The organism is Sulfitobacter sp. 1A12157 (assembly GCF_043557345.1).
In the GTDB taxonomy this organism is placed as follows: Bacteria; Pseudomonadota; Alphaproteobacteria; order Rhodobacterales; family Rhodobacteraceae; genus Sulfitobacter.
This window is the reverse complement of sequence record NZ_JBIFFV010000002.1, coordinates 394,558-414,063: the sequence shown is the minus strand read 5'-3', so window position 1 is coordinate 414,063 and position 19,506 is coordinate 394,558. Positions and strand designations below refer to the sequence as shown.

The following is a 19,506-nucleotide window of genomic DNA, read 5'->3' as shown; positions in this document are numbered from 1 at the left end:
GTCAGGCCCCCCGCAGCCGCGCGGCGGCGCTGTGAACGGCGGCACGGATGCGCGGATAGGTGCCGCAGCGGCAGAGGTTCCCGCTCATCGCGGCGTCGATCTGATCGTCGGTCGGCTCGGGGTTCAGCTCCAGGAACGAGGCCGCCTGCATGATCTGCCCCGATTGGCAGTAACCGCATTGCGCGACCTGATGCTCCACCCATGCCGCCTGCACCACATGCAGCGCTTCGGGCGTGCCCAAGCCTTCGATGGTGGTGACATCGCCGTTCACATCCGCCGCCCGCAATTGGCAGGACCGCACGGCCAGCCCATCGACATGCACGGTGCAGGCACCGCATTGCGCGATGCCGCAGCCGTATTTCGGCCCGGTGATGCCCAATTCATCGCGCAAGACCCAGAGCAACGGCATGTCGTCTTCCACATCCACCTCGTGGACCGTGCCGTTAACCGTCAATTCCATCGGTGATCCTTCCGCGCTGGTGCCCCCAATGTAGCCGGTAGCACATATCGCGCAAGACCACGCGCGCGGCGGGTCGCGCAGCGTCACCTTGGCGGGGCGGTCATGGTGGCTTGCGCCGCCGCTTCGCTTATTCGAGGTCTTGCGCCGTCAGCGCGCGGTGAATTTCGCGGCGGACCAGTTTGCGCACATTGCGGGTAATCCGCTCACCCAAGGCGCCCTGAAGCTCGGCGCGAACGATCTCGGTCACCATATCGCGCAGCGCTTCTTCGTCGAGGAACTGATCCTCGCCCGCGTCCTGCGCCGGAGTGGCATAGTCGAATTCAGGCGCGGTGGCGGCAGGATCGGCGACACGCGGGCCGCTGTCGGCGAAACGGCGCACCTGCTCTTCCACCTGCGGTGTCGAAGCCTGCGGGCGGCGGGGGGCGGGCGGCGCGGGGGTCTCGGCCTCTACCGTGGCCGTGTCGGCAGTCGGAGCCTCTGGCGCGTCAAGCTCCGCCTCGTCTTTCCACTCCATCGCCGGAGGTTCGGTGCCGGAATAGTCGTTATCGCCGGGCGCGTCCGGATCCCAATCGTCCGAAATCTTGCCAATGGCCGTTTCAAGCGCCGCCAGCTTGTCGCTGCGGCTGCCCCCCGAGGATTGCGCCACGGTGTCGGAGACGGCGCGGGTACGGGCCTCAGCCGCGGCCTCTGGCGCGGGGGTGCGGTAATCCTCGGCATGCAGATCGCTCGGATCGTCATGCAGCATGTCGTAGTCCAAGGGCGAGACTTTGGCCGGATCAACCGCAGCGGCCTTTGGCCGATCCGCGCCATCGGAGGTGGCAACCCTGAGCGCGGGGGTCAGGACCAAACGGTCGCTCGACGCCACGGGTGCCCTCTCGGCAGGCGGAGTTGCGGGATGGCGGGCCGAGACGAAAGGACGCTCTGCGTCATCGGCGTTGTCGTCGGCCTCTGCCTGCATGGCTTGGGTCAGGCTCAGCGGCGGCGGCGCGGCTTTGCGTGTTTCACCGATGCCTGCGTCGGAAGCAGGGCGCGCCGTGCCGCCCGAAGCGGTGCGCAGCGACAGATGCGGAGTAAAATCCTCAGGCGTGAGGCTGTCCGATGTCGGCCCGTCCAACGCGCCGCCCTGCGTGCTCTTGAACGCGGCGCCCTCGCCCTGTGGCTGGCGCACCACAGGCGTAGCCCCGGCGTCATGCGCGGCGCCCGTGGCCTCCGGCTTGGAAACCGGCGTCGGGTTGGACGTTTGCAGGGGACGCTTGTCTTCGGACACCAATCGGCGAATCGACGACAGGACGTCTTCCACCTCCGCGTTTTTGACGGGTTCGGACATATTTCTCTACCACTCTTGCCTCGCGGATAGCTTAACCGCGTGGAAGGATTCTCACAATGGGGCGGTGCAAAATGCCGAACGACCGTGCAAACGTCAGTCTTTTTGCAGCGCGCGCAGCACCCGATCCAGTGCTTGGCCCTCTTTCGAGTATTTAGCAGGGGCGTCCTTAACAAGGTTGTAATAGGCCCCCGCGTCATAGATCTGCACCGGCAGCTTCAAATCCTGCGCAGTCAGACGGCCCGTGGCCGCAAGCACGGAATAGGCCGCCACATAAAGGTTGGCGCGGGCCGACACGCGGGTCGATTCCGCATCCAGCAGCGATTGCTCTGCGTCCAGCACGTCCAAGGTGGTGCGCGCGCCGAGGGTGGCTTCCTCGCGGACGCCCCGGAAGGCGATACGCGCGGCCCGAATTTGCCGGTCGGAGGCCTCCAACTGCGCCCGTGCCGAGGCCAGCGCAGCATAGGCGTTGCCCACCTCCTGCTCGACGTCTCGGCGCACCACATGTAGGTTGGCGCGCTGCGCGTCCCGCTGCGCCATTGCGCTGCGCACGGCCGAAGACAGCGCCCCGCCCTGATAGATGGTCTGACCGACCTCGACCCCAACGCTGCCGCTGCGGGTATAGGCCTCGCTGTCGAAGGTCTCGTTCAGGCCATATTGGCCGTTCAGCGTGATCCGCGGGCCCATGGCCGCCTCATTGGCTTCGACGTTGAGATCGGCCGCCGCCACCTGATGCTGTGCTGCGATAATCGACGGGTGAGTGCGCACGGCCAACGCCTTGGCCGAGGCCAGACTGCCGCCGACATTCGGCAGGCTCGGCGGTTGGCTGAGGTTGCCCGGCGCATGCCCCACGGCGTTGCGATATTCCTCGACCGCGCGCAGCAGCGCGCCTTCGGCACCAGCCAGCCCGCTGCGGGCATTGGCAAGCTGCGCTTCGGCCAAGGCCACATCGGTGCGGGTGACTTCGCCCACGTCGAAACGATCCCGCGCGGCGCGCAGCTCTTGGGTCAGCAGACGCAGGTTGTTGTTGCGCAGCTCAACCGTTTCCGAGGCTTCGATCACGCCCATATAGGCCGCAACCGCGCGCAGCAGCACCTGTTGCTCTAGGTTGACCAAGGTCTGACGGGTGGCCAGCACGGCCTCTTTCGCCGCCTCCACGCGATAGGCGCTCGCGCCGAAATCATAGAGCAAAAGCTCCCCAATCAGGCTGATCGACGCCTTCAGGCTTTCCGTCGACTGGGCTGGCAAAAGCGAAGAGCTGCGCGTGGTGCCAAAGCTTTGCGTCAGCCCCGCAGCCCACCGCAGCACCGGCTTCAACGCCGATTTCGCCGCAGCCACATCCTCATCCGCGGCCCGCAAAAGCGCGCGGTTCTGCTCCAGCAGGCCAGAATGCTCATAGGCCCCCACCAGCGCGTCGGCCAATGTTTCGGCGGCAGCCACACGCGGCAGGGCGGCCCCGCCGGCGAGGACGAGGCTCACCGGCACGGCGATGGCATAACGTTTGAGGGATTTCGTGAAACTGTTCGCGCTCATGGCTCAATGCCCCTGAATGGCTTTTATAGACCTTTAGACCGGCCCGTGGGCCGATCGGGGCGGGTGCCCCTCCCCTGAAAGCGAAGTGGCGCGCGGTAGAACCGGCGCGCCATCCTATCGCTTACAGCTGGAATTCTGCCTGACGCTCAAAGCCACGCAGCACCGGCGCACCGGCGTTGAATTCGGGCCGCCAGGATACGTGACCGCCGCGCTTATAGCCCACGCGCACCTCACCCAGCCCCCGATCCATAAAGAGACAAGCGATCCGCCCGCCCTCTTTCACCTGTTCCACCAGCGCCTCGGGCACTTCGCCTACTGCACCTTGGATGATGACCACGTCATAGGGCCCATGCTGCGGCGCGCCTTCGGTCAGCGGGGCGACATGGACGATCACATTGTCCGCGCCCGCCTGCGCCAGCGCCTCTTGCGCCTCGGCGGCCATGGCTTCGTCTTCCTCAACGGCGACGACTGCCTCGGCCATATGCGCGATCACGGCGCTGGAATAGCCCATGGCGCAACCGATATCGAGCACGAGTTCTTTGTTGGTGATGTCGAGGTGATCGAGCATCTTGGCCAATGTCCGCGGGTCGAGCAGCACCCGATCCTGCCCCAGATCGAGGTTTTCCCCCAAATAGGCAGCCTCGCGCTGTGCCGCCGGCACGAAGTCTTCGCGCTGCACGGTCAGCATCGCGTCGATGATTGGAAACTTGGTCACATCCGAAGGACGAACCTGCGTATCTACCATGGTTACGCGGCGGGCGGCGAAATCACTCATCAGCTAAACTCGTTCGTTCAGGGTGTCTGAAGAGTGATGTGCCACATTGCCGGGCCAGCGGCAACGCCCTGACCGCATTTTCGCGCGCATATGGGACTTGCGGCCCCCTTCGCGATCCGTTAGCAGTGCGCCAACCACCGGTCGGCGAGTTGGCGGAGTGGTTACGCAGCGGATTGCAAATCCGTGTACACCGGTTCGATTCCGGTACTCGCCTCCATTAAAAATCAATGCCTTAGATCAGTGCTTTGTTTTTGCGCGATACGCGTCTAAACAATTGTCTAAACATTCTGTTTTTGTTCTGTTCTGACAGCACATTGGAACAGAAGCCTCCTCCCAGCGTTAAGCTAACGGCAAAGGTTGCAGCGAAACGCTGTTCTTGGGCCAACATTTCCAGCCCCAGACGAGGGCCACAAACAGCGCATTTTAGAGCTTTCGGAGATACCCATGCCGCCAAGAACTTACCCATTTTTGGTCGCCATTTTTGCCCTCGCCGGCTGCGAAACCACTGAGCAGCGGTTCGCGCGGCTTCTACCCGCAGCCGAAGCGCGATGTGGAAGCTTCGGCCACAAGACAGGCTCAGCTGCCTATGCGACGTGTCTACAAAGCGAAGTTTCACGGCTCGAAGATAAGGAAGATCAAGCGGCAGCGGCGATTGCAGCCAGCATCGAGGCTGCAACACCAACATCCACTACCTGCTACACCTCCGGTTATGGATACACTTCCACGACGACCTGCTATTAGCCAGGTTCCGTCACACCTTTTCGCGCGGCTCAATCAGAACGCGTAGATTTCCTTAACCTCTGAGCTTCCACAGCCCTGATACGCTGGCGGACCTTTTTCGTATAGTGCAGAACCATTGCAGGACTCTGGCCCGTTACGGCAGCAACCAGATCATCACTACAGCCAGCCTCGACCAACTCACAGGCCGCGTTGTAGCGCCAGCTATGGATGTCATAGTCGAGCGCACCGATCCGGTCCCTAACCTTCCTGACCGCAGCAGAGGCACCCCGGTATGACCAACGGTTGGTCCCACGCTCATTTGTAAGGATGAAGATTGAGTGTCGACTTGCCGCATCGAGAGCGGCTTGCAGCTCGTCGAGAATTGGAACCCATAGTTCTTTCTTCGTCTTACTCTGCCGTACGAAGAATGCACCATCCTGAATGTCGGACCACCGCATATCCAAGACGTCGCCGATCCGCTGACCCGTACCGACGCACAGCTCCATTACAAGGCGCTCCCGTGTCCCAATGGGACAATCGTTACGATAGGCCTCCAAAAGCTCCTGAGGCCATGGTTCACGCTCTTGCTTGACGGTCTTGAGTTCAGGAACACCGCGCGCCGGATTGTTGTCACGCCAGCCAAGGTCCACACAGTGCTCCATGAGCACCCTGAGGACACGGAGCGAGTAGTTCGCGAAATACGCCTTCTCGGCGTTTGCATCGCGCAGGCGGATCACATCCTTGCGCTGCATCTTTGCCGGGTTCCGGTCTCCCATAATAGTGGCGAAGAAAACGAGGTGCTTGTCGTAGTCAAGCGCCGTGCGGGTCTTCAAATTCGCGTATCGGGGCGACTTGTGATAGCTCTTGATGAGCGCATGAAAAGTTCGAGACGTGACGACGCGCGGCTTTTCCTTTTGACTGAGTATGTCCGCGTATTCCTTCCAGAATGCAGGCGTCCCGAACTCATTTTCAAACTTCTGGGACGACCATCCACGCCGCTGGAAATACAGTCCGTTGCGCTGCTTGTAGACGTGCTTCGGCAGCTCACGTTTGGTCATGGCGCATATCTATCCCCGCGTACTCGTCATCGTCACGCTCTTTGGATAGCACAAGTTCAATCCTTTTGCCTTCAACTGTGACACGGCTCACCGCTTTGCCTGCATTTTCGAACGCCCTGAGAAGGGAGAGTGCACGTTGCTCGACACTAGAGGTGGACATTATATCCACCTTGAGAGGGATACTAGTGGTAGCCCCTCGAAGCCGTCTGGTGAAGTATTGCAGGAGGGAGATATGCGCCGCAGACGCGGCTTAGCTTCGCCGCCCGTTTGACGGTTCGGCTTCGCGACTGCTCGATAGGTTTCTGCCGAAATGAACCTGTTCAATAACTTGCAGAATAGATCACTCAGATATGCCCGAATGCCAAGAAACTTAGATATAGCGTCCATCGCTGACGTCTTTCCTAGTTCGGGTTCGCGCGTCCGATCAGACGAATGGGAAAGGACCCATGCAAACCGCTCTCAGAGACAGCTAGGACAGAGTTTTTGGTATGCCGCAATCCGGGCAAGACTGCGCGGACCACTAGGTGCATATACGGGCCTGTAACAAATCGTGATCTGAACAGGTCTACTTCCGGCACCTACTTTTACAAGCAGCAGCTCGAGGTGGGACCACTAGATGCAGTATTGTATCGAGGGGTATACGCATGAGCGCGTGTTACTGATGTGATTCAGAACACGCGCTGTGTCAAGTCTTGCACCAATAGCTTCAGGAGCGCACACATGCCAAATCGAACAAGGTTCGGCAAGCAACCTGGTCGCAAGTAGTCGCAAGCGCCCAGTTCAGACCAAGACTGGAACAAGAGCCGGATGCTCCATCTCGAACTAGAAAGGTTAGAAGTGAACATCCCCAGTCGAGCGTCTTGATAGCCACCTCCCCTGACCGAGGAAAAGCACAAACTACTTCCTTCTTTTAATTCACCAATATCTAATAATTAATATCATAGGTAATCTGCGCGACACCAGTGACAATCAGAACAACAACCATGTAGGATGTAACAAATAGATGCTCCCCGGAGCCTTAGTCCAAGGATACCTTCACAGTGGCGAATAAAAGATTGTGGCTCAAACACGTCTTCATTGACCGTTTGCACGGAGAACTGACGATCAGTGCTGAATTTAACAAAGGTATAAATGTAATTTACGGCGACAATGGGGTAGGAAAGACGACACTACTACACATTCTATCAAACATCGCCAATTTCGATTTCAGTAGATTTAGGCATATTTCGTTCGAAGAAGCATCCCTTACGATGAATGATGGAACTACTATTTCCGTCGTAATGAAAAAGAAATCTGAGGTACCGACTGTATCAATAAACGGCGAAGAGCTTTCTGTTTCTGAAAGTATGCCGGAAGGTTCGGAAGCCGAACGGGCACTGTTTCATAAGTATTTCGGCAAACGCCCCGTTTATGTCCCCGCGTTCAGGAACGTACTTCAGAAAATGGATGATCGACAGAGAAACCCTTGGGATACCCTGAACGTTACCCGCGGGCTTCTTAATATGGGAAAAGACATACTGGGCGATGAAAGCAAACAGGTTCAGGCAAAAACCGAACAGTGCCGAGATTGGTTTGGAAAATTTGTGCCTATAATCCGGTATCCCAGCGTTGAGGAAGCCGAGGCCGAACTCGAAAGCTACTGGGTACGGGCAGATAGTGCTGCGAGAAGAGAGCAGGCAAGGATAGTAAGTGAGGCGACAAACCAAATCCTCGCAGATCTCTTAGGCCAGACGCCAAATGAGCTTAAGGAAATTATAGATAGCCTTTTGGATGATCTCCCAGAAACTGGAATAGGAGTAGGCGAAATACGCGAGGACTTTGCCCAAGCGATTGCGAGGGCCGGCCACGCGAATAAATCAAAAGAAAACAACCCAACAGAGATGGCGGTGCTTTATGTGAGCGCGCTCATTGAGGCGCGCAGCAGCAGGAATTCTCTTTTCAAGAAGATCGACAGGTTCACCCAGTCTATGAATAGGTTTCTCGGCCCAGACCGTGATTTCGTTATTGGAGGGAAGTATTCAAACAAACCGAAACCGAAAATTGCATTCAGGAACAGTGCGAAGCGGGACTACTATATATCGGGCCTCTCCTCGGGGGAACGGCAGTTACTTACGCTTCTCTTTGCAGCATGGCAAGGCCCTGACGAGTCCAAGCTAATGCTCATTGACGAACCAGAAATATCTCTACACATCGATTGGCAGCGGCGCATCCTAGAAGAAATGCATAAACAAAGTGAGCAGCAAATAATTGCATGCACACATTCACCTGAAGTAGCTGCCGATCTGGATAGCGGTTACCAAGTATTTGATCGCTTCTCCTTTGAAGGACGTCCCCGGACAGATTGAGAGTATGCAAAAACCTTCATTTAACGGATACTTAATTTCTGTTGATATTAGAAAAACTAAAACGCTTCTAGTCGAAGGAAGCTCTGACAAGCGCATTATTCATCGGCTCGCAGCCAATGAGACCGAATGTTCACCCGACGACTATGTGATTGATACCGCTGAGTATATTCGACTCCCCCCGGAAGTCGACTGGGACGATATCGGCAACAAGGCCAAGGTCTTAAAAGCTTATTCCCAGCTGAAGCGGAACGCGAAATTTGCGATATTGGTTGACCGCGAGTGGGAAGGGCTTCGGAGTAGTGAGGGCACCTGGACTAGGTTCAAGGCCCCAGCGACGTGCGGGAATAAGTTTATTACCTCTGGTCATTCTATCGAGAACTATTCGTTTGAACCCGACTATTTCACCGAAGCGATAATAGCGAAGTGTTATGAATTCTTCGTAATAGGTCAGGCAGATCAGATACATTCGAACTTCAGAAGCTGTCTCATAATGGCTTTAGCAATATCTGAGGTCTTCTCAGAAGCTCAAATACTCAAAAGGTCTCTAGGCCTTTTTAGACCTTCCGACTTTTCATGGGACGCTCCCGACGAGCTTGCTTTAAATGACCGCAACGGACTGATGACAAGAATGACTGAACGCGAGATTGATGGGGTGCGTGAGAAGTTAGATCGAATTACAGAGTTGTACCAAAAAATGATCGGAGACTTCGAATTCGGTCCGATCAAATTCTATTTGCACGGCCACTTAGGAGAGGAAATCGTTAGGGCCACAATCGCTTCTAAGCTGATTTCCATGGGTGTACCTGAAACATCAGCAGACAGGTTCTTTACTGAAGGAAAGGAAGCATGGGAAGAACGGATGCGGGAATACTATTCACAGCTTGAAATACTGCCGCCATCATTGGAAAAGGTGTTGAACTTTCTTAAAAAATAGTCACTCTCAATTTCCCTGATACTGAGCTTCTTAGTACGGAATCTCAGCCCGAACAATCAATATCTTCAGTACGTCAGAGGTGGCGACTAATGGGCTACACGAAATTCTTGCTTCAGGCAGGGATATTAGAACTGTTATCCAAACGCTCTGAAATTAAAGCAAGAGCCGCTCCTAATGCAGCAGCTTTCTCAACGGTAACGCAAACAACCTGCGATGGGACAACTTGTTCTGCGGGAACCTTTTCCGGAAAGCGAAGGCTTGCAGTTCAAAACCACTTTTCAAGTATACCCTTCCTACGCACCGAGAAATGAGCTCCCGAATTAGCGTATATTGATGTCTAAACATTCCCGGTATGTTCTTCGCCATAGCGGAACAAATCTAAACAATAAATCATCATTTTTCAATCACATACCAAGTCTTGCAAATCCGTGTACACCGGTTCGATTCCGGTACTCGCCTCCATCCCCCCCGATATGAGCTAGTTTCACCCCGCCCGCGGTTGCGCGGATCGGCGCGAAACTGCCACTCGCAGCAAAACGAATTTACCGCCCGCATAGCGCTCTTCGGGGTCATGCACCGTGTTCCGGACCGAATTCTCGATATAGGCGTTGCGGATCATCGGCGGGTCGTTCTCAAAGTCGAAAGACCCATAGGCGACGCTGCCGTGGTGGATCATGTAGCCCGGCTTGTGCCCTAGCGGGCCTTTGCACAGCACTTCAATGGGGTGGATTTCGCGGACATACGGCTCAGTGCTTTCACGATCCCATACCCCCCCTCAGAAACCGATGTGTTGGCGCCCTTCGGCAAAACGCTCGCCCATCCATTTGCATGCATCAAGCGCGCTGCGGCCTTGGGGATGGGGGACATCTCGGGCGCGCAGGTCCGCCCGGGCCAATGGGGCGCCCTTAGCGCAAACGCACCGCAGAGCCGCTACAACAGATGTTTGAACACGCCGAAAAGCTCGCTCTGCGATGAGATGACAAGCTTGCGGTAAAGGTTCCGGCGATGCACCTTACAGGTCTCTGTCGCGATATTGAGAAGCTTGGCGGCGGATGCGTTGGAATGGCCCTGAAGCACCAGCCCCGCGATCTGCGCCTCGCGCAGGGTCAGGCCGATGTTCAACCGATCCCCAGCATGAAGCCGGATGGCATCGGCAAGCGGGGGGCGGGTTGCCTGTTGGCCAACAGGGGTCGGTGCCACAGTCCGGCAATGCTGCACCAAAAGCTCAAGCAACAAGGGCGCAAAGGCCTCCAGATGCCGAAGCTCGTTTCGGCGGAACGGCCCCTGACCATCCCGCCTGCTTATCGACAGATGCGCCACCCCACCGTCCCCCAGCGGGGCAAGCAGGCCGATCTCATCGCAAAGCCCGGTGCCGCGATAATAGTGCAGATAATACTCGCTGGAAAAGAACCGGTCCGGCGCGATGTCGGCCAGACGAAACAGCCCGCCCCCCTTGGGCAGGCTACGGTGCAGATAAAAGGGATCGAAGCCGTAGCTGCTCTCCATATAGTCTTCGAGCGGTCGCCCGATCAGTTTTCCGGGCTCGATCCAATAGTCCAGCAACAAGGGCGGCTGATCGGCATCGAAGCGCAGTATCAAGAAGGTGCCGAATGTGATGCGGCTGCTGAAAAAGCTTTTGAAAGCCTCGAAAAAATCCGGGGTGCCGACCGCACGAAGCGCATCGCGCAATTGCTCAATCGCTATATTTATCAGCCTTTCGCCCAAAGATACTCCAAAATCTGATCAAAATTCCAAGAACACTACCCCCAAGGGGGTATATTCAGCAATTACTATTGGCGCAATCATACGAGCCAAGCTTTGCTCAAAAACAAGAAACAAGATGGGCTATCAGGGGGAAAGATGACCAAGGCAATTACCGCACAGGCGCTGCGCAAAGTATACCCCGGCAACCCGCCGGTCGAAGCGCTTGCAAGTATCGATCTGGAAATTCAGGACAATGAGTTCTTTACGCTGCTCGGCCCTTCGGGCTGTGGCAAGACGACCCTGCTGCGCCTGATCGCGGGGTTCGAACACCCCACCTCGGGCCGCCTCGACATGTTTGGCGAAAGCCTGCTTGCCTCGCCCCCTTACAAACGGCCCATCAATACCGTCTTTCAGAACTACGCGCTGTTTCCCCATATGACCGTGGCTGAGAATATCGGCTTTGGCTTGCAGATGCTGGGCACGCCCAAATCGGCGATCAAATCCACCGTCGATGAGATGATGGAACTGGTGCAAATGACCCAGATGGCGGATCGTCAGACCAGCCAGATCTCCGGTGGGCAACAGCAGCGCGTCGCCCTCGCCCGCGCCTTGGCACCACGGCCCAAGATCCTGTTGCTGGATGAACCGCTGAGCGCCTTGGACTTCAAGCTCCGCAAGAAAATGCAATTGGAGTTGAAGCGGCTACAGACCGAGACGGGGATCACCTTCATCTTCGTGACCCACGACCAAGAGGAGGCGCTGACAATGTCGGACCGCATTGCGGTCATGTCCAACGGCGCCGTGCGTCAGGTCGGGCGCCCCCGCGAAATCTACGACCGCCCCGCGGACCGTTTCGTGGCGGATTTCATCGGGGATACCAATTTTCTGCCTGCCGAGATCACTGGCCGGGAAGGTGAGACCGCGCAGCTGCGTTTGCCCTCAGGGAAGATGATCGCGGCCCACGCGAATGAAGCGGCCACAGGTCGGGTGACCCTCGCCCTGCGGCCCGAACATGCGGAACTGACCCCAGAGGCTGACGGTCTTCTGGCCGGGCGCCTGCGCGAGGTGGTCTACTTCGGCACCGATACGCATTTTCACGTCGACCTCGATGACGGCAGCGAATTCGTATTGCGCCAACAAAACGGCCCCGAGGTCGCGCATTCCTATGTGACCGGCGATCGGGTTGGCGTCTCCTTCCCCGCCGGGGCCGCTCAGGTTCTGAGGGACTGACCCATGGCAGAGCTTTCCAACACCGTCGCAAAACGCGCTGCCCGCAACCGGTGGCTGCTGCTGACGCCCGCGCTGATCATCCTGATCTTCGCCGCCAGCGGCCCCCTGCTGATCACGCTGTTCTATTCCTTCCTCACGCCCGGCGACTATGGCGGGGTGGTTTGGGATTTCTCCACCGATGCGTGGTTCGGCGTGCTGATGCAGCGCGATATCTTCGACGACACTTTGGGCTGGTCGGATGCCCATCTCAGCATCTTCTGGCGGTCGCTCAAACTGTCGATCCTGACAACGCTCGCCTGTTTGTTCTTTGGCTTCCCCACCGCCTATTTCATCGCCACGCGGCCAAAAAAGCAGCGCGAATTCTGGATGTTGCTGATCATCATCCCCTTTTGGACGAACCTGCTGATCCGCACCTTCGCCATTCTGGAATTGATCCGAAACGAGGGCACGGTAAATTCGATCCTCATCGCGCTTGGCATCATTGATGAACCGATCCAAATGCTTTTCACCGAGTTTTCGATCATTCTGGGCATGGTGTACGTCTACCTGCCGCTCATGGTCCTGCCGATCTATGCCTCGCTTGAGCGGTTGGATTTCCGGCTCGTCGAAGCAGGCTACGACCTCTATGCGACGCGCTTTCACGTGCTGCGCCGGGTCATCCTGCCGCTGGTGAAGCCGGGGGTGATCGCGGGGTCTATCCTCGTGTTGGTGCCGTCGCTGGGAGCCTATGTGACGCCGCGCGTCATGGGCGGGGGCAATCAATTGATGATCGGCAATCTGATCGAATTGCAATTCGGACAGGGGCGCAACTGGCCCTTGGGGGCGGCGCTGTCGATCACCTTGCTCGCCATCGTGATGGTGGCTCTGCTGGCCTATGTCCGCGCGGCGGGGAATGAGGAGGTGAAACATGGCTAATCGCGGCTTCGACATTCGCAAGCTTACGGGCTTTTCCACCATCGCGATGGCATGTTTCTTCATGCTCTATATGCCGATCATCCTGCTGGTGGTCTATTCCTTCAACGCGGGCACCTCGGTCGCGATCTGGGAGGGGTTTTCTTGGCGGTGGTACGTCTCGGCTTGGGACAATGAGATGGTGCAGGAGGCCACGGTGCGCAGCCTCGTGATCGCCGTCTCCGCCGCGGCCATCTCGACCAGTGTGGCGGTGCTCGCCGCCCTCGGCACCACCCGCACGGGCAAGTTTCGGGGCCAGACCGCTGTTTTCGCGCTAATCCATCAGCCGCTCATGGTGCCCGAGATCGTGACCGCCGTGGCGCTGCTAATCTTCTTTGCCTCGATCAAGGTCGTCACGGGCTATACTGGCCTGATGTATCTGATCATTGCGCATTCGGCCTTTTGCATTCCCTTTGCCTATCTTCCGATCCGCGCACGGCTGCAAGGCATGGACCTGACCCTCGAACAGGCGGGGGCGGACCTCTATGGCACGCCGTTTCAGGTCTTCCGCCATGTGACCCTGCCCCAGCTCTGGCCGGGGATCCTTGCCGGGGCGATGCTGGCCTTTGTGATCAGCCTTGATGACGTGGTCATAACCGAATTCGTGAAATCCGCCGGGCAGGATACCCTGCCAACCTATATGCTGGGCCAATTACGGCGGGTGGTGACACCTGAGATCAACGCAATATCGACCGTATTGCTCTTTATCTCCGTGACGATGGTGATCGCCTATACCCTGCTCAGCAAAGTCAAAAAATAATCAACCAACGGGAGCTTAAAATGAAAAAGACACTGACGGCGCTTACCCTCATCCTCGCCGGGCCAGCCATGGCCGAGGGCGAGCTGAACATCTACAACTGGGGCAATTACACCAGCCCCGAGATGATCGAGAAGTTCGAGAAAGAGACCGGCATCAAGGTCACAATCACCGACTACGACAGCAACGATACGGCGCTGGCCAAGATCAAAGCGGGCGGTCACGGCTTTGATATCGTCGTGCCCTCGGGCACCTATGTGCCAATCTTCGTGGGCGAAGGGCTTTTGATGGAAAGCAAGCCCAACGAGATGGAGAACTTCAAGAATATGGACCCGCAATGGGTCGATGTGGAATTCGATCCGGGCCGCAATTACACCGTGCCGTGGCAATGGGGGACCGTCGGCGTGACGGTGAACACCGCGGTCTATGACGGCGACATCAACACCGCCGCCGTGATCTTTGACCCGCCAGAAGAGTTGAAGGGCAAGATCAACGTGGTGCCCGAGATGAATGACGTGATGGGCATGGCGATCCACTTTGCGGGCGGGGAGCAGTGCACCGCCGACAAGGAAATGCTGAAGAAAGTCCGCGACATCCTGCGCGAGGCCAAGCCCAATTGGCTGTCGATGGACTATGGCAATATCGAGAAATACGCCAAGGGTGACCTCGCCGCCGGGGTGAACTGGAACGGCGCCTCCTTCCGTGCGCGCAACCAGAACCCGGACATCGCCTTCGGCTACCCGCAAGAGGGCTATCCGGTCTGGATGGACAATGCCGCAATCCTGTCCGACGCTCAGAATGTGGAAGAGGCCAAGACCTTCCTCAACTTCATCATGGACCCGGAAAATGCTGCAATGCTGTCCGAGTTCGCCCGCTATGCCAATGGCATCAAGGGCTCCGAGGCGTTCATGCCAGAAGACATGAAGTCTGCCCCGGAAGTGGTGGTGCCAGAAGACCTGAAGGGGGCCGCCTATGTCGCCAAGGTCTGCCCGCCCGAGGCGCAAAAGCTCTACACCGCGATCTGGACCGACCTTCAGAAGTAACGCCAACCCCGGCTCGATACACACATTGCGCCCCGGCCCTTGGTCGGGGCGCGCATCGCAATAAGGACTTCAAGCCCATGTCGGCAGATATCGTCATCCATAACGGCGCGTTGGTCACCTTCGATCCGGACCAGCCTCATGCCAGCGCTCTGGCCATCACCGGCAACAAGATTGCGGCGGTCGGATCCGACGCTCAGATCATGGCGCTGATCGGCCCAACGACCAAGGTGATCGACGCGCAGGGCGGCACGGTGCTGCCCGGGTTCATCGACAGCCATGTGCATCTTTTTGGCGGATCGGTCGAACTGGAATATCTCAGCCTCTACGGCATCACCGGGCTGGAGGACATGCGCCAAGCCATCCTGCCCTATGCCGAGGCCAACCCCGAGGATAAGATGCTGTTCTGCGTCATGGCGGATTACGGCATTCTGGGCACCGGCAAGACCCTCACCCGCCATGACCTTGACGCCATCCTGTCCGACCGCCCGCTGGCGATGTTCGCCCCGGACCATCACACCGTCTGGGCCAATACCGCAGCATTGAAGGCGGCAGGGCTGCTGCAAGGTGGCACGGTCGATGCGGGCTCCGAGATCGTGATGGGGGATGACGGGCTTGCCAGCGGCGAATTGCTTGAGCCCGGCGCCTATAGTCCGATCCTGTCGCTCACCCGATATGGCGGCCGCGATATGCTGGGCCTCACCGCCGGGCGCGACCCCGAGCCGCCCGCCACACCGGCAGAACGTGAGATGGATAAGGATGTCATCGCACGCGGGCTGGCCCATTGCGCGGCGCAGGGCATCACCGGTCTGCATCTGATGGACGGCAACCGCTATCAACTCGAACTCCTGTCCGAGTTGGAGGCCGAGGGCCGCCTGCTCTGCCGCTGTCTTGTCCCCTTTCACCTCAAAGGCACGGACCCCGTTGCGCGGCTGGCCCGCGAAGCCCCTGCCCTGCGCGCCGATTTTCAAGGCGATAAGGTCCGCTGTAGCCACGTCAAAATGTTCATCGACGGGGTGATCGAAAGCGGCACCGCGCTGATGCTTCAGCCCTATCCGGGCGAAATGGGCAAAGACGGCAATTGCGGCGATGAGGTTTTCACCCAAGAGCATTTCGTCGCGGCCTGTGTCGAAGCGGATCGGCTGGGGTTTCAGATCGCTGTCCATGCCATCGGCGATGCCGCCGTGCGCCGCACCATCGACGCTTTCGAGGCCGCCCAAAAGGCAAATGGCACACGCGACAGCCGCCACCGGATCGAGCATATCGAAGTGATCCATCCCGACGACATTCCCCGGCTTGCCGCCTTGGGCATCGTGGCCTCCCTCCAACCCGGGCACGCCCCCCGCGGCCATATCTTTCCGCCTACCGGCGTGGGCAACTACATCCACCCCCAGCAGATCAAAGGCGCCTATGCATGGCAAACCCTTCGGGAGACGGGGGCCAAGGTCATTTTCTCAACCGACTGGCCCGTGATCCCGGTCGATGTGATGGCCACGATCAAAGCCGCCATTGCGCCGCTGGACCTTGGCAAGGCGTGGCCGGATCAAACGCAGAGCCTGCAAGACACCCTCGCCAGCTATACCCGCGACAATGCCTGGGCAGAGTTCGCGGAAGGCAGCCGCGGGCGGCTGGCAGAGGGCATGGACGCTGACATCGCGGTGCTAACCCACGACCTGACCCAATGCCCTGCAGAGGCGGTCACCGATGTGAAGGCGATTGCGGCGATCATGGACGGTCAGATCACGTTTCAGCGGGGCGTCGCAGGCTGATGTTTTAGGCACTCGAGCGCAGACATGGCGGCGCTGGCGCGGCCATGTCTCACACCTCGCCGCTTTTCCCCGCCGCCGCCAAAACCGCGCGCAACTCATCCTCATTGCGGTAGCCGATCAGAATACCCGCCGTCGCCTCCCCCATCGTGGCATCGCTTGCCGCGATCTTGGCGTCGGAGATGGTGGTCCGTTGAGCGGTGCGGCGCGTCCAGCGGAACAGCAGTTGCTCGAGCCGGGCGCGCTCAGGCGCACGGGCGGGGTCGGCCCCCAGATCGACCAACTCATCGGGGTCGCTTTCAAGGTCGAAAAGCATCGGGCGAAACCCTTCGGCAAAGACATATTTCCACCGCCCGTCGAAGAGCATCGTCAACTTGGCGTCCCTCACCTCGACCCCCAAGCGTTTGCGCACGTCGCGCTGCGCGTAGTCGTATTCCGAGACCACGAAATCGCGCAGCCGCTCGGCCTTGCCATGCAGCAGCGGCAAGAGGGATCGGCCTTCGATGATATGCGGCACGGCAGCGCCGCCGAAATAGTCGAGGATGGTGGGCACCACGTCGATCGCCTCCACCAGTGCTGTGGGTTTTGCCCCGCGCGTCGCATCGGCCTCGGGGCGGGGGTCGACAACGATCATCGGGATGCGGGCGGAGGGGTCGTGAAAAAGCTCTTTTTCGCCCATCCAGTGATCGCCAAGGTAATCGCCGTGATCCGAGGTGAAGACGATCATCGTGTCATCCGCGACCCCCTCTTCGGTCAGGAAAGCCATCAGCCGGCCGATCTGGTCGTCGAGCTGTTTGATCAACCCCATGTAGGCGGTCAGAACCCGGCCTCGGGTCGCGTCATCGGCAAAGGCTTTTGAGACGCGCTCTTGCATGAATGCGCCATAGACGGGATGCGGATCGCGCTTTTCCGCCGCGCTGCGCACCGGGTCAAGATGGCTCTCAGACCCATAAAGATCATGGTAGGGCGCGGGAACGATATAGGGCCAATGCGGCTTGATATAGCTCAGATGCAGGCACCAGGGCTGATCCCCGGCCTCGCGGATGAAATCCATCGCGCGGCCCGTGATATAGGGCGTCTCGCTCTCCTCATCCGCCGCGCGGGCCGGTTTGTCGGCATGGTCCAAAAACCAGCCGCTCAGGATATTGCCCTCTGCGTCCTCGGCGCTGTTGGCGACGGAATGCCAAGGGTTCTCATCCTGCCACCCGCGGTCCTTCATATGCGCGTCATAGGCGGGGTTGCGGGCGTAGGGTCCGCCGTCAGGGTGCAGCCCGTCGTCCCGCTCATAGGGCTCGAACCCGCATTCCGAGATCAGCACGCCAATCTCGCTGTCGGGCGCTAGGCCAAGACGGCGCAGCCCTTCGATATCGGCGGCCATATGGGTCTTGCCGCAGAGCGCCGTGCGCACGCCCAAGGGGCGCAGATGGTCGCCCAGCGTCATCTCCCCCACCTTCAGCGGGATGCCATTCCAAGTCGACCCATGCGAGCTGACATAGCGGCCCGTGTAGAAGGACATGCGCGAGGGGCCGCAGATCGGAGATTGCACATAGGCGCGGTCGAAAAGCACGCCGCGCGCGGCCAGCGCATCGATATGCGGCGTGTGCAGATGCGGATGGCCGGTGCAGGAGAGGTAATCCCAGCGAAGTTGGTCGCACATGATGAAAAGAACGTTCTTGGGCATGGGCCGCCTTCCCTGTGATGGTCCTTCACGCGCCCTGCCCGCGAAGGGTTTCGTCCTGCCGGGACTTGATTTTGGCCCGCCTGACAATGCTTTGCAGGTTCCGGCCCAAATTTAACCAAATTTTTAGCATTCACGGCCCAACCTTCACCAGGACGATGGGAAAGGCAACTGAGGCCGCGCCAAGCGAGGATGCCAGAATGGACAGCACGCAAAGGATACTTGTCACCGGCACGGGCGGTTTCATCGGCTTCCACCTTGCCCGGCTGCTGCTGGCCGAAGGCGCGCGGGTGCAGGGCTATGACGGGATGACCGATTACTACGATGTCGCCCTGAAACAACGCCGCCACGCGATGCTGCTGCAGCATGAACATTTCACTACCAAAGAAGCCCTGTTGGAAGACCGCGAGACCTTCGACGCGCTGGTCGATGACTTTGCCCCCGACATGATCGTGCACCTTGCCGCTCAGGCGGGTGTGCGTCATAGCATCGACCACCCCCGCGCCTTTCTGGAGGCGAATATCACCGGCACCTTCAACGTGATGGAGGCCGCGCGTCGGTTGGAGGTGAAACACCTCCTTATGGCCTCCTCCTCGTCGATCTACGGGGCCAATACCGATATGCCTTTCGCCGAGACCGGGGCCACCGACCGGCCCCTGTCGATCTACGCCGCCACGAAAAAGGCGAATGAGGGGATGGCCCATGCCTATGCCCACCTTTGGGGTCTGCCGACCACGATGTTTCGGTTTTTCACCGTCTACGGGCCTTGGGGGCGGCCCGACCTCGCCTTGAGCAAATTTGTCGAAGCGATCCTCGATGGCCGCCCGATCGACATCTACAACCACGGCGAGATGTACCGCGATTTCACCTGTGTCGACGATCTGGTGCGCGCCATCCGGCTGCTGATGGATTGCGTCCCGCCGCAACCGGGCACGGCGCCACCGCCGCCGGCCTGGGATTCGCTCTCTCCCGCGGCCCCCTACCGCGTGGTGAACATCGGCAACTCCGAAAAGGTGCGCCTGCTGGATTTCGTCGAGGCGATCGAAGCCGCGCTCGGCAAACGGGCAATCCGCAATTACATGGGCATGCAGATGGGTGATGCCCCCGCCACATGGGCCGACGCGACCCTGCTACATCGGCTCACCGGCTACCGCCCGCAGACCGACATTCACGACGGCATCGCGCGTTTCGTGGCTTGGTTTCGGGACTATCACGGCAGATAGCCGCAGCG

17 protein-coding genes and 1 tRNA gene are annotated in these 19,506 nt (G+C 58.9%); 9 read left to right on the top strand and 9 right to left on the bottom strand.

The genetic code is table 11. The annotated features are described in order from the left end of the window. Position 1: 1 nt before the first annotated feature. The 4 genes from ACGYLC_RS05950 to ACGYLC_RS05935 form a co-directional block, all read right to left on the bottom strand. Positions 2–460 (bottom strand): (2Fe-2S)-binding protein, encoded by a 459-nt coding sequence (locus tag ACGYLC_RS05950; RefSeq protein WP_322328186.1) that lies wholly within the window; start codon positions 458–460, stop codon positions 2–4. 127 nt (positions 461–587) lie between these two features. Then, positions 588–1,787, bottom strand: a complete 1,200-nt coding sequence (locus tag ACGYLC_RS05945) for a hypothetical protein (protein ID WP_394422140.1) — start codon at positions 1,785–1,787, stop codon at positions 588–590. 93 nt (positions 1,788–1,880) lie between these two features. Next, positions 1,881–3,317 (bottom strand): TolC family outer membrane protein, encoded by a 1,437-nt coding sequence (locus ACGYLC_RS05940; RefSeq protein WP_394422139.1) that lies wholly within the window; start codon positions 3,315–3,317, stop codon positions 1,881–1,883. Positions 3,318–3,438: 121 nt separating this feature from the next. Beyond that, complete coding sequence (locus ACGYLC_RS05935) at positions 3,439–4,092, bottom strand: protein-L-isoaspartate O-methyltransferase (RefSeq protein WP_394422138.1); 654 nt, start codon at positions 4,090–4,092, stop codon at positions 3,439–3,441. Positions 4,093–4,235: 143 nt separating this feature from the next. Between ACGYLC_RS05935 and ACGYLC_RS05930 the strand changes: the two genes are divergently transcribed. Further along, positions 4,236–4,309: transfer RNA gene (locus ACGYLC_RS05930), tRNA-Cys, on the top strand. Positions 4,310–4,324: 15 nt separating this feature from the next. On the opposite strand, the gene ACGYLC_RS05925 is transcribed toward ACGYLC_RS05930, so the two are convergent. Both ACGYLC_RS05925 and ACGYLC_RS05920 read right to left on the bottom strand, forming a co-directional pair. Beyond that, complete coding sequence (locus tag ACGYLC_RS05925) at positions 4,325–4,558, bottom strand: hypothetical protein (RefSeq protein ID WP_394422137.1); 234 nt, start codon at positions 4,556–4,558, stop codon at positions 4,325–4,327. A gap of 304 nt (positions 4,559–4,862) precedes the next feature. Next, complete coding sequence (locus ACGYLC_RS05920) at positions 4,863–5,870, bottom strand: tyrosine-type recombinase/integrase (RefSeq protein ID WP_394422136.1); 1,008 nt, start codon at positions 5,868–5,870, stop codon at positions 4,863–4,865. Between the two features lie 1,040 nt (positions 5,871–6,910). On the opposite strand from ACGYLC_RS05920, the gene ACGYLC_RS05915 reads away from it, so the two are divergent. Beyond that, a complete protein-coding gene (locus tag ACGYLC_RS05915; protein WP_394422135.1) occupies positions 6,911–8,215 on the top strand; it encodes an AAA family ATPase in 1,305 nt (434 codons plus the stop codon). Positions 8,216–8,219: 4 nt separating this feature from the next. Then, positions 8,220–9,149: a hypothetical protein gene (locus tag ACGYLC_RS05910; protein ID WP_394422134.1), complete on the top strand. Its 930-nt coding sequence runs from the start codon at positions 8,220–8,222 to the stop codon at positions 9,147–9,149. Positions 9,150–9,633: 484 nt separating this feature from the next. Here the strand turns inward: ACGYLC_RS05910 and ACGYLC_RS05905 are convergent, their stop codons facing one another. Together ACGYLC_RS05905 and ACGYLC_RS05900 are read right to left on the bottom strand one after the other, a co-directional pair. Continuing rightward, the gene (locus ACGYLC_RS05905) at positions 9,634–9,825 is read right to left on the bottom strand and encodes a hypothetical protein (protein ID WP_394422133.1); all 192 of its coding nucleotides are present in this window, start codon (positions 9,823–9,825) and stop codon (positions 9,634–9,636) included. A gap of 254 nt (positions 9,826–10,079) precedes the next feature. Further along, on the bottom strand, positions 10,080–10,838 hold the full coding sequence (locus ACGYLC_RS05900; protein ID WP_394422132.1) for a LuxR C-terminal-related transcriptional regulator: 759 nt from the start codon (positions 10,836–10,838) through the stop codon (positions 10,080–10,082). Positions 10,839–11,009: 171 nt separating this feature from the next. Here ACGYLC_RS05900 and ACGYLC_RS05895 point away from each other — a divergent pair, with 171 nt between their 5' ends. From ACGYLC_RS05895 to ACGYLC_RS05875, 5 genes are all read left to right on the top strand, one after another. Then, entirely contained in the window at positions 11,010–12,083 is a 1,074-nt protein-coding gene (locus ACGYLC_RS05895; RefSeq protein WP_394422131.1) for an ABC transporter ATP-binding protein, read from the top strand. Between the two features lie 3 nt (positions 12,084–12,086). Beyond that, positions 12,087–12,998, top strand: coding sequence for an ABC transporter permease (locus ACGYLC_RS05890; protein ID WP_394422130.1), 912 nt, complete (start codon positions 12,087–12,089; stop codon positions 12,996–12,998). Next, positions 12,991–13,794 carry an ABC transporter permease gene (locus ACGYLC_RS05885; protein ID WP_394400329.1) on the top strand — a complete coding sequence of 268 codons (804 nt, stop codon included), beginning with the start codon at positions 12,991–12,993 and terminating at the stop codon, positions 13,792–13,794. Before ACGYLC_RS05890 ends, ACGYLC_RS05885 begins: the two co-directional genes overlap by 8 nt. A 20-nt stretch (positions 13,795–13,814) precedes the next feature. Further along, on the top strand, positions 13,815–14,834 hold the full coding sequence (locus tag ACGYLC_RS05880; protein ID WP_394400331.1) for an extracellular solute-binding protein: 1,020 nt from the start codon (positions 13,815–13,817) through the stop codon (positions 14,832–14,834). Positions 14,835–14,911: 77 nt separating this feature from the next. Beyond that, positions 14,912–16,600 carry an amidohydrolase gene (locus ACGYLC_RS05875; RefSeq protein WP_394422129.1) on the top strand — a complete coding sequence of 563 codons (1,689 nt, stop codon included), beginning with the start codon at positions 14,912–14,914 and terminating at the stop codon, positions 16,598–16,600. 49 nt (positions 16,601–16,649) lie between these two features. On the opposite strand, the gene ACGYLC_RS05870 is transcribed toward ACGYLC_RS05875, so the two are convergent. Then, positions 16,650–18,278, bottom strand: a complete 1,629-nt coding sequence (locus ACGYLC_RS05870) for an alkaline phosphatase family protein (protein ID WP_394422127.1) — start codon at positions 18,276–18,278, stop codon at positions 16,650–16,652. 197 nt (positions 18,279–18,475) lie between these two features. Between ACGYLC_RS05870 and ACGYLC_RS05865 the strand changes: the two genes are divergently transcribed. Beyond that, complete coding sequence (locus ACGYLC_RS05865) at positions 18,476–19,498, top strand: NAD-dependent epimerase/dehydratase family protein (protein ID WP_394422126.1); 1,023 nt, start codon at positions 18,476–18,478, stop codon at positions 19,496–19,498. Positions 19,499–19,506: the final 8 nt, after the last annotated feature.

What these genes read in the sequence shown, in the direction of transcription:
- ACGYLC_RS05950 (WP_322328186.1), bottom strand. Translation starts at nt 460, where the DNA reads ATGGAATTGACGGTTAACGGCACGGTCCACGAGGTGGATGTGGAAGAC.
- ACGYLC_RS05945 (WP_394422140.1), bottom strand. Translation starts at nt 1,787, where the DNA reads ATGTCCGAACCCGTCAAAAACGCGGAGGTGGAAGACGTCCTGTCGTCG.
- ACGYLC_RS05940 (WP_394422139.1), bottom strand. Translation starts at nt 3,317, where the DNA reads ATGAGCGCGAACAGTTTCACGAAATCCCTCAAACGTTATGCCATCGCC.
- ACGYLC_RS05935 (WP_394422138.1), bottom strand. Translation starts at nt 4,092, where the DNA reads ATGAGTGATTTCGCCGCCCGCCGCGTAACCATGGTAGATACGCAGGTT.
- ACGYLC_RS05925 (WP_394422137.1), bottom strand. Translation starts at nt 4,558, where the DNA reads ATGGGTAAGTTCTTGGCGGCATGGGTATCTCCGAAAGCTCTAAAATGC.
- ACGYLC_RS05920 (WP_394422136.1), bottom strand. Translation starts at nt 5,870, where the DNA reads ATGACCAAACGTGAGCTGCCGAAGCACGTCTACAAGCAGCGCAACGGA.
- ACGYLC_RS05910 (WP_394422134.1), top strand. Translation starts at nt 8,220, where the DNA reads ATGCAAAAACCTTCATTTAACGGATACTTAATTTCTGTTGATATTAGA.
- ACGYLC_RS05905 (WP_394422133.1), bottom strand. Translation starts at nt 9,825, where the DNA reads ATGATCCACCACGGCAGCGTCGCCTATGGGTCTTTCGACTTTGAGAAC.
- ACGYLC_RS05895 (WP_394422131.1), top strand. Translation starts at nt 11,010, where the DNA reads ATGACCAAGGCAATTACCGCACAGGCGCTGCGCAAAGTATACCCCGGC.
- ACGYLC_RS05890 (WP_394422130.1), top strand. Translation starts at nt 12,087, where the DNA reads ATGGCAGAGCTTTCCAACACCGTCGCAAAACGCGCTGCCCGCAACCGG.
- ACGYLC_RS05885 (WP_394400329.1), top strand. Translation starts at nt 12,991, where the DNA reads ATGGCTAATCGCGGCTTCGACATTCGCAAGCTTACGGGCTTTTCCACC.
- ACGYLC_RS05880 (WP_394400331.1), top strand. Translation starts at nt 13,815, where the DNA reads ATGAAAAAGACACTGACGGCGCTTACCCTCATCCTCGCCGGGCCAGCC.
- ACGYLC_RS05875 (WP_394422129.1), top strand. Translation starts at nt 14,912, where the DNA reads ATGTCGGCAGATATCGTCATCCATAACGGCGCGTTGGTCACCTTCGAT.
- ACGYLC_RS05870 (WP_394422127.1), bottom strand. Translation starts at nt 18,278, where the DNA reads ATGCCCAAGAACGTTCTTTTCATCATGTGCGACCAACTTCGCTGGGAT.
- ACGYLC_RS05865 (WP_394422126.1), top strand. Translation starts at nt 18,476, where the DNA reads ATGGACAGCACGCAAAGGATACTTGTCACCGGCACGGGCGGTTTCATC.